The organism is Pelagimonas sp. (assembly GCF_058892305.1).
In genome coordinates this window covers 1-14,447 of record NZ_JBZXVN010000046.1, presented here as the reverse complement: position 1 = coordinate 14,447, position 14,447 = coordinate 1, and the positions used below count along the sequence as shown (strand labels likewise).

Here is a 14,447-nt window from a genome sequence, read left to right as displayed (position 1 = left end):
ATGCCCGCTACGCTCTTTGACAGCCCCTATTACGCTGACCAGTTCAGCACGCCCGCAATGCGGGAAATTTTCTCGGATATGGGCAGGTTTCAATCCTGGCTGGATTTTGAGGCCGCATTGGCGCGCGCTGAAGCCAGCTGTGATGTGATCCCATCTGAGGCGGCGGAGGCGATCACCGCAGCGGCCACCACCGACAATCTTGATCCGGCGGCGATGCGGGTGATGTTTGAAAAGGTTGGCTTTGCCATTGTGCCGCTGGTCAAACAGCTGACCGCCGCCTGTCCCGATCATGCTGCACGTTATGTGCATTGGGGCGCGACGACTCAGGATGCCTTGGACACGGGGCTGGTACTGCAAATGCGCACCGGTCTGGCTTTGATCGAGGCCGAACTTGACGGGGTGATTTCCGCGCTGGTCAAACTGTCGGCGAATCATCGCAACACGCCCATGGCAGGGCGGACGTTCCAACAGCACGCGGTGCCGATCACCTTTGGCTATAAATCTGCCGGTTGGCTTGACGAGGCTTTGCGCCATCGCGCCAAACTGCCCGAGATCAAGGATCGCGCTTTTGCGGTGCAATTTGGCGGTGCGGTTGGCACTTTGGCCCCGCTGGGCGACAAAGGCACCGCAGTGCGCGCGGCGCTGGCCCGCGAATTGGACCTACGCGATCCAGACATCACTTGGCACACGGGGCGCGATGGTCTTGGCGAGATGATTTTCTGGCTGGGTCAGGTTGGCGGTTTGCTGGGCCGGATCGGTACCGAAGTCAGCATGTTGATGCGTTCTGAGGTGAGCGAAGTGCGCGAACCTTACGTGCCGGGGCGTGGCGCCTCATCGGCGATGCCGCAAAAACGCAATCCCATCGCCTGTCCGCAAATCATCGCCATTGCCAACCGTTTGCGCGCCTTGGTGCCACAGATGATGGAAAGCCAAATCCAAGAACATGAGCGTGGGATCAGCGCCATGCCGGTGGAATGGATGGTCATTCCCGAAGCCTTTCTCTTGGCCTCCGGGGCCTTGATGCAGGCCCGCCCCATGCTTGAGGGCTTGGATGTGGACGTGGCCAATATGCGTCGCAATCTGGATATGGGCGGCGGGCTGATCATGTCCGAGGCGGTCATGTCCGGCCTGGCCCCGATCTTGGGGCGTGGCACGGCGCATGAGGTGGTCACCGGGGCCGCCGCAGCGGCCATCGACAGCGGGCGACATCTGCGCGATGCTCTGCTCGAAAACGAGACTGTTACAGCCCAATTTGACATAGAAGCCATCGACCGCCTGCTTGAGCCGGGGAATTATACCGGGTCTTGCGGCGTGATGGTGGATGCGGTTTTGAACCGCGCCAAAACACAAGGATTCACCGCATGAGCACGACACGTTGGACAAACCGCCCCGAGGGATCAACTTGGGGCGATTGGGGCCCGGATGATCAATTGGGCCGGTTGAACCTGATTGGCCCTGAGCAGGTCAAAAAGGGCATCGCCGAGGTGGAAACCGGCAAAACATTCTGCCTGTCACTGCCGCTGGACCTGCCGGGGGGCAATGTGCTGTCTCCGGTGCGCTTCCCACCGGCGCTGCGCCCGGTCATTCGCAACGATGCCCCCTATTTCAACTATAACTGGCAGGAATTCGATCCGCGCTTTCCGGATATCGCCGCCGATGACGCGGTGCTGCTTTATACGCAATATTCGACCCAATGGGATGCGCTGGCGCATCGCGGTTCGAACTTTGATGTGATGGGCGACGGGGTTGATGTCCCGGTCTATTACAACGGGTTCCGCGCTGGCGAAGATCTGACCATGGACAGTGGCGAAAACGGGCATGTCACCTGTGCCCACAAGCTGGGGATCGAGAATTTCGCGGCCCACGGCCTGCAAGGGCGCGGTGTGTTGATCAACCTGCACAAGCATTTTGGCGACACCCGTCATGACGTGTCTTACGACGATCTGATGCGGGTGATGGAGGCCGACAATATCACCGTGGAAGAGGGCGACATGCTGTTGCTCTGGACCGGGATCGACAAGATGATCCTTGCGGGGGCGGGCAATCCTGACCCGGCAATCAAGAAGGCCTGTGCGGTGCTTGACGGCCATGATAAACGCTTGTTGCAATGGATCACCGATAGCGGCGTTGCGGCGCTGATCTCGGATAACATTGCGGTTGAGGCGGCCGGGAACCCGCTGCCTGATGACTATTGTGGCTCTATTCTGCCCCTACACGAACATTGCCTGTTCAAGTTGGGTGTGCCGCTGGCCGAGCTGTGGCAGCTCTGCGATCTGGCTGAATGGCTCGAAGCGCAGGGGCGCAGCCGCTTCTTGCTGACGGCGCCGCCGCTGCGTTTGACCGGGGCGGTTGGATCCCCGGCGACCCCGATCGCGACGGTTTGATTTTTTAACACGACTTTCTATGCTGCATGTGCACGGTTGAATCCTCGGTTCGAACTTTGCATGTGCAGCGATACCGCAATGGTATCTGTTCTTTTGCAACTTTGATTTCAGGGACCAGTCACATGGCTGCCAAGAAAACGACTTTCCGTTCCATGCTGCGCCGAACGGTTTTCGGAACGGCATCTGTTATAACGCAGGCAGATCCGACCGGACGGGCCGAACGCGGTTTTCATCGCGCTTTGATTGGGCGGGCCAGCGGCAACCCCAAACAGTTGCAATCGCTTGCCTGGCACGCCGAGGAGCGCAACGATTTGCCCCTGGCGCTGGACGCTTGGGGAACCCTGGCGGCTCAGGCCAAGAAAAACTCAGCGGTCCCAGCGGTTAAAGCCTATGGGAAACTGGCGACGCTTGAGACACGCATGCGCCGACAGGTTGGTTTTTTCGCACCGGAAATTTGCCCAACATTCGCAGATGTGCCGGCGGTTGTTCTTGAGGCCGATAAATTTGCAGATCAAACGGCCCCCACCGGGCGTGTTTTGCGCCAAGAAGCCGCCGCCTTGCAAAGCTTCTGGCATGATTGCACCGCTTTGCCAGATCAACAGGCAGGGCGGTTGCGCAAGGCCTATGCCTCATTGGCCGCGCACCGTATTCGCGCCGGCCGTCAGCATATTGCGCTTTCTGCTCTACAGCCCGTTCTGGCCAATTGGCCGGACTATCAAACGGCATATCCTCTGTTCTACAAGGCGGTCTTGCATTCTCTTGTCGCCGCTTTGGAGACAGTTCCGGACGGGGAAGATATTGACGCTTGGAGTACATTGGACAATTGGTGGCGGTTCTTTGACGCGCGCCGCGATCATCTGGCAGACCAAACCTTGGCCCAAATCTGGAAGCTGACCCTGCGCATTTCGCAGAAGTTTCAACAACAAGGCCATATGGAAAATGCCGAACGGGTGATGATGCCTGCCTTTGAGCATTGGGAAGATAATAGTGCGGCGCTGACCATTTTGGCGCGTACCTCCGAAAGCCGGGGGGATTGGAAAGTCGCCGCCCAGCAGTGGCAATTATACGCTGCTATCATGAACCCGGTTTCGACGAAAAGCGGCACTATTATTGCCGAAAATGCCGAAGAACGTGCCCGCAGAGCCAACTATGCGCGCACCTCTCTACGTGGGGTTCGCGCCGAATTGGCACTAGAGGCGCGGGCCGCGGGGCGCACACGCGAATTCCGCGAAATGGTGACCCGTATCGTCGAAAGCCTGCCTGATCAGCGCCTGCTCAAATATGACCCGCGCCTTTTGGAGGTCACCCGGACCTATGTGCAGGATGCCTTGCGTGAAGATGGGGTTTTTGCCCCGCCAAAACCGGTTGAACCAGGCAAGTTGCGCCGGGTGGTCTTGGCATTGGACATCCTCAAGGTCTCGGATGTTCACACCCACAGCCGGGTGATTTTCACCATGTGCCGCAATATGCTGCGTCATGACCCGGATCTTGAGATGCATGTGGTCATCACCAATGAACGTTTTGCTGTCACCACCCCGATTGTGTCACCTTCGTTCCACCCCAAGCGGGATAGCGATTTGATCGACCGGGCCAAGATGGCGCTTGGGGATTTGTTTGGCACACGGTTTCAGCTGCATAATCTGCATGAGCCCAATCTCGAAGGGGTGGTCTCTGCGGCCAAGCATATCCTGAATCTGCGCCCTGATCTTGTGTTGTATGGGGGCGGCCATCGGGGGCTGTTTTCCAACGAAAGCCGTTTGGTGCGCCATGTGCTGTATGATCTGGTGCCGGCCGGCTTCTTGTATATTCAGGCCAACAATGAGGTCGATCCCAAGTTCGATATGATCATCGCCCGTGGCCCCCATGAAATCGAAGGCGACGCGGGGGCTGCGGCCGTGCGGGTGCAACCCTATCCGACAATTGTCGAAGAGGCGTTGGATCAGGCACAAAAGGCCATCGATCCGAGCAAAGCGGCAAGCAAGACCATCGTGTCGGCGATCACCGGCGTGCGCATGGATGTCCGTCTGAGTGAAATGGACAGCGCCGAAATGGATCACGTCTTTTCGGTTCTGGATCGGGTGCCGGGCAGTATCTGGCACTTTATCGGCTGCAAGGACGTTGCCGCGGTGCGCAAAGCCAACCCTGAAATTGCCCGCCGGGTTGATGCGGGGCAAATCGCCTTGCACACGGTGATGCCCTTTGATGAGTTCACCACCTTGGTTGGTAATGCGGCCCTATTCCTGCATCTTCCGGGCTTTACGGGCGGCTCTGGTGGTGCCGCTGTGGCGCGACGTGGTGCGATTCCGATTCTGACGTTCAACCACTCGGATGTCTCCGGGCGCCAACCTCCTGAAACGGTGTTTGAGTTGGAGAACATGTCGGGCTTTGCCGATATGGCGGTGACCCTTTTGCAAGATCCAGCCCGCTGGAGCGCCATTGCAGAGCGTCAGATCGCCCATACGAATTGGATTCGCGAGACGTCGGTTCAGGGCTTTCATGATTGCCTGACGGAAACGGCGCGCTTGGGGCAGCTGCGCCTACAGGGCTCGGCTGAGAGCGGTCTTGCGCGTACGGGAAAACCCGCGCTCGACTCTGTGCATTCGGACGTCATAGAAGGTGCCACTGATTAAAGCTGGTCATGTCGGCACAAGGCACCTGAATGGAACGCAACCTCTTGAAAGCATATCGCCGGTTTGTCCCGAACCGGGTCAAACGTGCGCTCTCGCCTGAGATCAAGACCCGCGTTCTCGATGTGTTACTTTATCTGACTGCACGCCCCGGCATGGGTGATTTGCGGCTGCGCCAAAAGGCGATGGCCGCCGAGCGTCGTGCGGATTGGCCTGAAGCCATGCGGCATTGGCAACATTTGGCGCTGTTGAGCCATCCCAAGCGTAATGACAAAGACCTCTCAACGCTGCCACCTAGCCTGACATCGCCGCAACCGGGCCAACCCGAAGAAGATGCGCTGCGCAAAACGCGTTATGCGTTGACCGGATTGCGTCGGGCACGGGCCGAGCATGCGTTGGCGCTCTATGCCAAGGGGCAGGGGCGGGCCGGAGATGAGCAGGTGTGCCGGGTGATTGAAAGCCTCCCCGATCACCGCATTCTGAAAAATGACCCGGTGATATTGAAGGCCGCAAGCCGCTATCTGCGTCGCGCCCTAAGCGACGATGGGATTGCGCGCCAAGGGATGCCTGCCAGCCGACCCAAAAACATCGTGCTCTGCTTGGACGTCTTGAAGATTTCCGATGTGCATACCCATGCACGGGTTTTGTTTACCATCTGTCGCAATCTGCTTGAGCTTGATCCAGACATCACCGCCCATATCGTGGTGACCCGCGAGAGGTTCGTGGTGACAACGCCGATTTTGGCCAATGCGTTTAACCCCGGTCGCACTGCCGAGGCACAGGCCCAAGCCCGCGCCGCCCTTGGGGAGTTGTACGGCACCCGGTTTCATCTTCATATGTTTGACAGCTACGGGCTTGGTGGGGTGTTGGAGAGCTGCCGCAAGATTTTGGAGCTGAAGCCGGATGTCATGCTCTATGGTGGCGGTCATCGTGGCTTTTTCTCAAACGAAAGCCGCCTTGTGCGCCATACCCTGTTTGATCAGCTGCCCTCGGCGTTTTTCTATATCCAATCCAACAATCAAGTGGATGCCAAGCTTGATATGATCATCGCCCGTGGCCCCCATGCGATTGACGGAGATCCGGGGCAGGCGCGGGTACGTGTCCAACCCTACCCAACCATTCGCGCCGACGAGACCGAACCACCCCCACCCGAGGTGCAGCCGGAAAAACGTCACAGCAAGATCATCGTGTCAGCGATCACCGGCGTGCGGATGAACCAACGTCTGGCCCAACAGGATCGCAGCACAATCGAGGCGCTCTTGTCGATTCTGGACAAGGTTCCGGGCAGTGTTTGGCATTTTATCGGGGCCGCCGATCCCGATGCTTTGGCGCGTGATATGCCCAGCATTGGCAAGCGGGTCGACAGCGGTCAAATCGTTGTTCATCCGGTCTTGCCGTTTGATGAATTCACCAAGCGCGTGCAGGGCGCGGCATTGTTTGTGCATCCGCCGGGCTTTACCGGTGGATCCGGCGGGGCCGCTGTGGCGCGAGGAATGGGCATTCCGATTTTGACATGTCGTGATAGCGACGTCTCGGGGCGTCAACCTGCGGAGACCGTGTTCGACGCCAAAGACATGGCTGGCTTGGCCAGTAAAGCCGCGAATCTAATGCAAGATGACGTGGCGTGGAGCGCTGTGGTGCGCCGCCAAATCGCGCACAAGGCCTGGATTCGGGAGACATCGGCTTCCGGGTTTTACGACTGCTTATGTGAGACTGTTTCAGCCTATCAAGAGCGTTGCCGCGACTAAAACCCAATCCGGGCGGCATAGTCAGCCAGTGGATAAAGCGGGCTATAGCGGACCGGCACGATCTGACCGGGATAGCGTTGAGCCAAGTCACGCTGTTGCGCATCACTCAGGCAAATCTGATGCAGGGCTTTGCGGGCGTTCTCGGGTAGGCTGCGACCTGTATTGCTATAGCTGGGATCGGGCACACGCCAATTTGCGCCGTAATAGGCCTCTAGAAAGCGTTCGGGCTGATGGGGGCGTCGCACATCGACTCCGCGCATTTGGGCGGTCTCTGGTTCAGAAAACAGAGACAAATCCAGCGCAAGTGCCGCATGTTTATGGAGCCAAACCTCGCCCTGTTGGGGGGCGAATACGGGTCGATTGTCCAAATGCACCCAAGCGGCCCCATCGCGGGCGCGAATGCGGAAGGGGCGGCCAAACTCATTGAGCACAATCACATAGCCTAGCTCAGCCAAACGGCTCATCTGGGAGATGGCTTCGTCCCTGACGGTCTCGGGCGTGGTCTCTGAGCTTGGGTATCCAACATCAAAATCATCATCACCGGGAATGAAATCACCGCTGCGAAGTTGACCCAAGAGAGTGCCATAGAGAATGAGAAGCGGGCGATTAAATTCGCGGGCATAGACGTCTTTGAGTTCGGAATAGAGGTCCAAGTAGGCGGTTTGCCGTGCGTCTAATTCCACACTGTTTAGGCGGAAACGCCCCTTTTTGTCCAAGCTACCTCGCTCAGAAATGATCTTGTCGATGGTGCCTTGCCCATGGGGCATCGTGGTTCGCCAGCCGATGCCGCCTTCGGGGGTTGCCAAGATTGATCCATCGGCTCCATCTATCAAGCGCGCCCGAAGTAATCCGGATGTTGGAAACGCCTCCAGCACCTCGCGGCTTAGGATCATGCGAAAGCTGGCGGTGCCGTTGCGCACAGATAGGGTTTCAATCCGTAAAACCGTGCCATCAAGGTCAATTTGCAGCTGTACCGGCGCGGGCCCAAGACCAGAAATTTGACCGCCAATCCGAAGCCCGAGAAAGCTGACCTGTGCGAAAAACACGCCTTTAGAAGGGCCGGAAACATGGCCTTCTGATGCCAACTGGCTGGAAAACAGCGGGTCTGTGACGGCTTGACCGTTTCCATAAAGCTCGGCCGCGACATCGGAACGGCCAGACGCGCATAGGCTACGGGCATGGGTGAAGCCAAAATCCGGATGGCGGGTGCGGCGAAACAAATGCCCGGCGAGCTGGCCGCGCAGTCCCAATGGCAAGCGCTGTGTGTAGCGCGCCAGATACCGCTGGTAAAAATCAAAAAACCGGCGACGCACCATGCGGCCCTTTTCATTGGTTCAAGTCGCATGGCTTATCGCCATTTTGGCCCCTTGGCACAATGGCGCCAAGGGGATTGGTTTGTGACGCCCTTAGAGGATCAAATCGCTTTCGACGAGGGCCGTGCCTGCGCCGAGGTCAATTGAGACCTCCGATGCCGGGTCGCCATCCAAATCAATGTAAAGGCGGCCAACGGTGCTGTTGTAGCGCACCTCATTGCCTGCTCCGGTGTAGCTGGTGACAAAGGTCAAAGTACCGTCAAAGCCGGATAGGTCGATCGTATCCACGCCGGATGCAAAATCGCTAATGGTATCGCGGCCAGATCCATGTGGGCTGTCGGTGGCCGTGTCAAAGACAAAGACATCTTCCCCGGACCCACCATTGAGCAAGTCGGTGCCAGCACCGCCAGTCAGCTCATCATTGCCGCGGCCGCCAAACATCCGGTCATTGCCGGAGCCGCCGTTGATCGTGTCGTTGCCGTTGTTGCCGGCCAACACATCATTGTCCGACCCGCCATAGAACCGGTCATCGCCACTGGAGCCGCGCATGGTGTCGTCGCCAGCGCGCCCTAGCAGAAGATCGTCATTTGCGCCGCCAGATGTCCAATCATCTCCATCTTCGCCGTTCAGAGTGTCTTCGCCGTCATTGCCATAGAGTGTGTCGCCATCCGCGCCGCCATTGACGCGGTCGTCGCCGCCGCCGCCAACCAGCAGGTCATCGCCTTCGCCGCCATTGATGGTCTCGGCATCATTGCCGCCATAGGCGCGGTCATTGCCATTGCCCGCTTCATAGAGGTTTTCGCCATCGCCGCCGCGCAGGGTGTCTTCTCCGTCGCCGCCATTCAATGTGTCATTGCCCGCATCGCCGCGCAGGCTGTCGTCACCAAATCCACCAGAGAGCGTATCATCGCCGCTATCGCCGCGCAGAGTATCGTTTTGATCCCCGCCATAGAGCGTGTCATCCCCGGTGCCGCCGCGCAGGGAGTCGTTGTCGCCTTCACCGGCGAGATAATCGTTGCCATCGTCCCCGAGCATAACGTCCTCGCCCGCGGACCCTTCTAGCGTGTCGCCGCCATCGCCACCGCGCAATGAATCGTCGCCGAATTCGCCATAGAGATAATCGTCACCATCATCGCCGCGCAATGTGTCGTTATCATCGCCGCCATACATCTCGTCATTGCCATCGCCGCCGCGCAAGGAATCATCCCCAGCCCCGCCATAAAGGAAATCATCCCCGGCATCGCCGCGCAGCGTGTCATTGCCAGTTTCTGTCTGATCATCCTCGCGTGCGCCGTATAGGGTGTCATTCCCCGCGCCGCCGAGCAGGCTATCATCTCCGTATTCACCTAGGATAATGTCATTCCCGTCTTCCCCTAGCAGGGTGTCATTGCCATACCAGCCAAGCAGGTCATCATCTCCGAGACCGCCGAGCACACTGTCATTGCCTTCGTCAGCCCAAAGGAAGTCCCCCCCGGCGAGGCCCAAGACCAACATATCCGCGTCATTGTACAGAATTTCGGAATCATATTGGTTGGTGCCAACCCAGACATGGCCATAGCTCAGCCCATCGACAACATAGGTGAGCGGAGTCTCGTCATCGGAATAGACAAAGCTGGCCAGCACGTTTTCGTCTTCATCCTCCAGCGTCGCCCCTGTGAGTTCGACATCGTCGATCTCGGACAGGCTCAGATCGGCAAAGCCTTCGAAATCCATGCCCTCTTCGGCGATGAGCTCCAGCATCAGAACTGCAAGCTCGCCAACGTTATCAAGCCCCGGAAAGGTGCCGTCGATTGTCAGGGTCAGGCCGTTATAATCCAGAACGATTTCGTCGCTTGCGATGGTGATGCCGCCGATCAGGTCATCGCCATCAAACAACCCAAGCCCGCTCAGGGCAACATGCGAATAGGTATCGAGGAAGTAATCTTCCATATCCTCTGTAAAGGGGGCTCCGAACTCAACCAGGTCCGCAAAGGCCTCTTGGAAATCGAGTGAGAACTCGGAGACTTCATAGATATCTTCAAAGGATTGTGGACCCTCTGCCAAGATCACAAGACTGATGTCCCCGGAGTCAAACACATAGCCAGTGGGCCCGAAATCCAAGCTCAGGATTTCATCGCCGTCATAATCAACGGTGATTTCCGAAAACGCCCCATCGGCAATGGAGGTGTCCAGAGCGTCGAGAAGGTCATCCGCACTTCCGACTGGATCAAAGCCGGTTCCCGAGACAGTGACGTCATACTCACCAAAGGACAGGCCGATCTCTGTGGCGCTCAGGGTGGTGAAGGTGGGATCGGTTGTATTGATGATTTCAAAGAAAGCGGTCAGCTCATCTTGATAGGCGAGCTCAAGAGAGACATCTTGGTTTAAAATGTCAGAAACGGTTTCAATATTGGTGAGGCTGGTTGTCACTGTCGACATAACAATACTCTTCTTAAAAGGTTAGCTCTGCGCATTGCTACTCTTTTAATTGTGAGATGTCAGTATACGATCTGCTGCGAATAAGGTGCTGGAGGCGCGGCGAATGCTGGTGCGACGATGTGGGTGGTTTTTGTTGGTGCTGGTCAGCATGGCAACACCGGTTTTTGCGGCGGATTTGAAGCTGAGCTTTGGAACGGGCACCGCCCATACAGAGCATGCGGCTTTGGATGGGTTGACCAAACCTTTGTGTAATATTCCAACACTGCTTGACTGTGGAGAGCTGGAGCTTGGTGATGCGGTGAACCTTGTGCATGGTCAGAGGCTTAGTCTGGAACTCAGCCAGCCGGTGCTGTCCTTTGGGCCAAAGACTCAGCTGTTGGTGGGCGGGGCTGTGAGTTATGCCCGGCAGGTTTATCGGCTTGAGGATGGGCTTGATATTTTGACTGACCCAATGCGGATCACGTTGCAAACATGGTCTATTTGGGGGGGGCTGGAGCTACAGCGCAATTTTACCTTTGACCTCTCTGCCAGCAGAGAGAAAAAGCGGCCAGCCCGCCGGGGGCAATTGGCCCTAGGGCTTGGTGCGGTCCATAGCCGCTTTCATGCCCACCTCAGATCGGCCCTATTGGATGTCAAAGCGACGGGGGAGACCCAGACATTATATGTGCGCGGGCGCTTTGAAATCGACCTGTTGCCCCCAAAGGTTGGGGCACCCACACCGCAATGGCGCGCCGCGATTACAAGGTTTGACAATCAAAGCTGGGATATGACGACCGGATTGGTTTTGGCGTTTTGAGCCGGTCTTTGGTGCCCTTTTAAAAGGGGCGGGCCCGCTTGCCAGCTTGGACAATCCATCGTTGGTGGTGTTGAAGGCCCGACTTGATAGGCAACCGTAGATGTGAAACCTCAGCTTGCTGGTCTGGCAGAGCTTCGATAAGCAGGCATCGGACTGTATGAGATCCTTGAGTGAAAGACATGGTGGTGGATATGCAGGAGAAGGCGACGCGTATTGATGCTGCGGCCCGTCGGGTTTTGGATGTGGAAATGCGTGGGCTTGCGCAGCTGGCATCCGAGCTTCCGAATGATTTCACCCCCTTTATTGAGGCCGTTTTGGCCAGCTCGGGGCGCCTGATTATTTCGGGCATCGGCAAATCGGCGCATATCGGCTCCAAGATCAGTGCAACCTTGGCCAGCACCGGCACCCCGTCGCTTTTTGTACATGCGACTGAGGCGAGCCATGGTGACCTTGGCATGATTGTGCCCGGTGACATCTGTATCGTGATTTCCAATTCCGGCCAGACCCGCGAACTCCAAGACCTGGTGGGCTATTGCAAGCGCTTTGCCATTCCGATTGCCGGGATTTCGTCAAACCCTGATAGCGTGCTGATGCGCGCCTCGACCTATCAATTGCTGATCCCCAAGGCCGAAGAGGCCTGTTCGATCGGCATGGCACCAACCACCTCGACCACCATCACCCTGGCGCTTGGCGATGCGATTGCCGTGGCCTTGATGGAGCAGCGCGGCTTTACCGCCGATCATTTCAAAGACTTCCACCCCGGTGGCAAGCTGGGGATGCAACTGGCGACGGTGGGCGACCTTATGCATGGAGCCGATGATCTGCCTTTGGTCGATCAAGGGACGCCCATGCAAGATGTGCTTTTGGTCATGACCTCGCGCGGATTGGGCACGGCCTTGGTTATGGAGGGCGAACGGCTATCGGGGATCATCACCGATGGGGATTTGCGCCGCCATATGGATGGGCTGTTGAGCAAAACCGCCGCCGATATCGCCAGCGGTACGCCGCTGACTGTGTCACCCGATGGCTTTGCCGCCGAAGCGCTGTCGATTATGAACGCGCGCAAGATCAACGTGCTGGCGGTTGTTGATGGTGATCAGCGCCCCGTTGGCATTCTACATATGCATGACCTGTTGCGTGCCGGCGTGTCATAATCAGCCGTTTCCGAAACGGCTGTGACCTGACCGGTGCCTTTCAAAGGACGACCCCTTATGAAAACCGTTATTCTGATTCCGGCCCGCTATGCCTCGACCCGCTACCCGGGCAAACCCTTGGCCGAGCTGACCCTGCCATCGGGCGACAAGAAATCGCTGATCGAGATGAGCTGGGAGGCGGCCAACCGGGTCTCTGGCGTGGCTGAGGTTCATGTGGTCACCGATGATGATCGTATCCGCGATCATGCCATCGGTTTTGGCGCCTCGGTGATCATGACCAGCCCCGAGGCCGAGAATGGCACGGCGCGCTGTGCCGAGGCCTTGGCCAACGGTGCCATTGAGGCCGATCTTGTGGTGAACCTACAAGGCGATGCGCCGCTGACCCCGGAGTGGTTTGTCGAAGACCTGATCGCCGCGATGAAACGTGACCCTGAGGCGCAGGTCGCCACCCCGGTGTTGCAATGTGACCCGCTGACTTATGGCCATTTCGTTGAGGACCGCAAAGAGGGCCGCGTTGGTGGCACCACGGCGGTGTTCAACGCCAAGGGCCATGCGCTCTATTTCTCCAAAGAGGTGCTGCCCTTTATCGACCCCGATAAGGTGCCGGCCGAAAACATCCCGGTCTATCATCATGTCGGCGTCTATGCCTATCGCCCCGAGGCGCTCCGGGCCTATACCAGTTGGCCGGTGAGTGAGCTGGAAACCCTAGAGGGCCTCGAACAGCTGCGCTTTCTTGTGAATGACACCACCATCGCCTGTGTGCAGGTCGAGGGCCGGGGCCGGGTGTTTTGGGAACTCAACAACCCCGAAGACGTCGCCCGCATCAACTCTGTCCTAAAGGATCTGTAATCATGCCCGTCACCATGGATGTCACCGAGACCAAAGCCACCCAGACCAAAACCGTGATGGTTGGCGATATCGCCATTGGCGGTGCCAATCCGATCTCCCTGATCACCGGGCCGTGCCAGCTCGAAAGCCTCGATCATGCGCGGATGATGGCGGAAAAGATCGCCGAGGCCTGTGCCCCCACCGGCACGCGTTTCATCTTTAAGGCCAGCTATGACAAGGCCAACCGGTCGTCGATCAGCACCCAGCGGGGCTTGGGCATGGATGAGGGTCTCAAAATACTGGGCCAGATTGGCAAGGAGTTCGGCGTGCCGGTTCTGACCGATGTCCATGATGTCAGCCATTGCGCCCCGGCGGCCGAGGTCTGTGACATCCTGCAAATCCCGGCCTTTCTATGCCGCCAGACCGACCTGTTATTGGCGGCGGGCGACACCGGCAAAGCCATCAATGTCAAAAAGGGGCAGTTTCTAGCCCCTTGGGACATGGGCAATGTGGCGGAAAAGATCGCCAGCACGGGCAATGACAACATCATGCTCTGCGATCGCGGCACCTCCTTTGGCTATAACACCCTTGTGTCGGACTTTCGCGGATTGCCGACCATGGCGGCGACCGGCTACCCAACCGTCTTTGATGCGACGCATTCGGTGCAACAACCGGGCGGGCAAGGCGCCACATCGGGCGGCCAACGCGAATTCGCCCCGGTTCTGGCGCGCGCCGCCTGTGCGGTTGGGGTGTCTGCTTTGTTCATAGAAACCCATCAAGATCCCGACACTGCGCCCTCAGACGGGCCCAATATGATTCCAGTTGATCAGATGGGAGCCTTGATCGCCAATTTGCGTGGCTTTGATTCCTTGGCAAAGGGGCTCTAAGCGCCGGAAACAGGCCAAAGAGGGGTGTGAAGGGGCGGCTTAGCAACTAAACCGGTAGTAATTGCCCGTTGAAATAGCGTGTTACGGGCGTTTCCAAATTAAATCGCCGGAAAATGCAAAAACTTTCAAAAAGTGCTTGCGGCCTCGAAAAGACACCCTTATAGACCAACTTCTCAGAACGATGCACACTGCATCACGGCGACAAGCACAACGCTTCGAACCAAGGGCTGAGACGGAATATTGAGGTAGAACAAGGCGTTGCGCGCTGGGTGACTTGCGCGGATGGTTTGTT

At 57.8% G+C, this 14,447-nt stretch carries 10 protein-coding genes; 8 read left to right on the top strand and 2 right to left on the bottom strand.

Translation table 11 applies throughout. The features are described from left to right. From AC5EFR_RS18560 to AC5EFR_RS18545, 4 genes are all read left to right on the top strand, one after another. The gene (locus AC5EFR_RS18560) at positions 1-1,365 is read left to right on the top strand and encodes a class-II fumarase/aspartase family protein (RefSeq protein ID WP_493577231.1); all 1,365 of its coding nucleotides are present in this window, start codon (positions 1-3) and stop codon (positions 1,363-1,365) included. After that, positions 1,362-2,384: a cyclase family protein gene (locus AC5EFR_RS18555; RefSeq protein ID WP_299929863.1), complete on the top strand. Its 1,023-nt coding sequence runs from the start codon at positions 1,362-1,364 to the stop codon at positions 2,382-2,384. Before AC5EFR_RS18560 ends, AC5EFR_RS18555 begins: the two co-directional genes overlap by 4 nt. Positions 2,385-2,506: 122 nt before the next feature. Further along, complete coding sequence (locus AC5EFR_RS18550; RefSeq protein ID WP_493577230.1) at positions 2,507-5,014, top strand: hypothetical protein; 2,508 nt, start codon at positions 2,507-2,509, stop codon at positions 5,012-5,014. Between the two features lie 29 nt (positions 5,015-5,043). Next, the gene (locus tag AC5EFR_RS18545; RefSeq protein ID WP_493577229.1) at positions 5,044-6,759 is read left to right on the top strand and encodes a hypothetical protein; all 1,716 of its coding nucleotides are present in this window, start codon (positions 5,044-5,046) and stop codon (positions 6,757-6,759) included. On the opposite strand, the gene AC5EFR_RS18540 is transcribed toward AC5EFR_RS18545, so the two are convergent. Then, positions 6,756-8,075: a LicD family protein gene (locus tag AC5EFR_RS18540; RefSeq protein WP_493577228.1), complete on the bottom strand. Its 1,320-nt coding sequence runs from the start codon at positions 8,073-8,075 to the stop codon at positions 6,756-6,758. The two genes, AC5EFR_RS18545 and AC5EFR_RS18540, sit on opposite strands and share 4 nt — an antisense overlap. A gap of 90 nt (positions 8,076-8,165) precedes the next feature. Then, positions 8,166-10,490, bottom strand: coding sequence for a calcium-binding protein (locus AC5EFR_RS18535; protein WP_493577227.1), 2,325 nt, complete (start codon positions 10,488-10,490; stop codon positions 8,166-8,168). A 103-nt stretch (positions 10,491-10,593) separates the two neighbouring features. On the opposite strand from AC5EFR_RS18535, the gene AC5EFR_RS18530 reads away from it, so the two are divergent. The 4 genes from AC5EFR_RS18530 to kdsA all read left to right on the top strand — a co-directional run bounded on the left by AC5EFR_RS18530 (position 10,594) and on the right by kdsA (position 14,155). Next, on the top strand, positions 10,594-11,286 hold the full coding sequence (locus AC5EFR_RS18530) for a hypothetical protein (RefSeq protein ID WP_493577226.1): 693 nt from the start codon (positions 10,594-10,596) through the stop codon (positions 11,284-11,286). A 179-nt stretch (positions 11,287-11,465) separates the two neighbouring features. Then, on the top strand, positions 11,466-12,440 hold the full coding sequence (locus AC5EFR_RS18525; RefSeq protein WP_299929970.1) for a KpsF/GutQ family sugar-phosphate isomerase: 975 nt from the start codon (positions 11,466-11,468) through the stop codon (positions 12,438-12,440). A gap of 57 nt (positions 12,441-12,497) precedes the next feature. Next, complete coding sequence (locus AC5EFR_RS18520; RefSeq protein WP_493577225.1) at positions 12,498-13,289, top strand: 3-deoxy-manno-octulosonate cytidylyltransferase; 792 nt, start codon at positions 12,498-12,500, stop codon at positions 13,287-13,289. A gap of 56 nt (positions 13,290-13,345) precedes the next feature. Continuing rightward, entirely contained in the window at positions 13,346-14,155 is an 810-nt protein-coding gene (gene kdsA / locus AC5EFR_RS18515) for a 3-deoxy-8-phosphooctulonate synthase (RefSeq protein WP_493577247.1), read from the top strand. Positions 14,156-14,447 lie beyond the last annotated feature (292 nt).

What these genes read in the sequence shown, in the direction of transcription:
- AC5EFR_RS18530 (WP_493577226.1), top strand. Translation starts at nt 10,594, where the DNA reads ATGCTGGTGCGACGATGTGGGTGGTTTTTGTTGGTGCTGGTCAGCATG.
- AC5EFR_RS18545 (WP_493577229.1), top strand. Translation starts at nt 5,044, where the DNA reads ATGGAACGCAACCTCTTGAAAGCATATCGCCGGTTTGTCCCGAACCGG.
- AC5EFR_RS18560 (WP_493577231.1), top strand. Translation starts at nt 1, where the DNA reads ATGCCCGCTACGCTCTTTGACAGCCCCTATTACGCTGACCAGTTCAGC.
- AC5EFR_RS18520 (WP_493577225.1), top strand. Translation starts at nt 12,498, where the DNA reads ATGAAAACCGTTATTCTGATTCCGGCCCGCTATGCCTCGACCCGCTAC.
- AC5EFR_RS18550 (WP_493577230.1), top strand. Translation starts at nt 2,507, where the DNA reads ATGGCTGCCAAGAAAACGACTTTCCGTTCCATGCTGCGCCGAACGGTT.
- AC5EFR_RS18525 (WP_299929970.1), top strand. Translation starts at nt 11,466, where the DNA reads ATGGTGGTGGATATGCAGGAGAAGGCGACGCGTATTGATGCTGCGGCC.
- kdsA (WP_493577247.1), top strand. Translation starts at nt 13,346, where the DNA reads ATGGTTGGCGATATCGCCATTGGCGGTGCCAATCCGATCTCCCTGATC.
- AC5EFR_RS18540 (WP_493577228.1), bottom strand. Translation starts at nt 8,075, where the DNA reads ATGGTGCGTCGCCGGTTTTTTGATTTTTACCAGCGGTATCTGGCGCGC.
- AC5EFR_RS18555 (WP_299929863.1), top strand. Translation starts at nt 1,362, where the DNA reads ATGAGCACGACACGTTGGACAAACCGCCCCGAGGGATCAACTTGGGGC.
- AC5EFR_RS18535 (WP_493577227.1), bottom strand. Translation starts at nt 10,490, where the DNA reads ATGTCGACAGTGACAACCAGCCTCACCAATATTGAAACCGTTTCTGAC.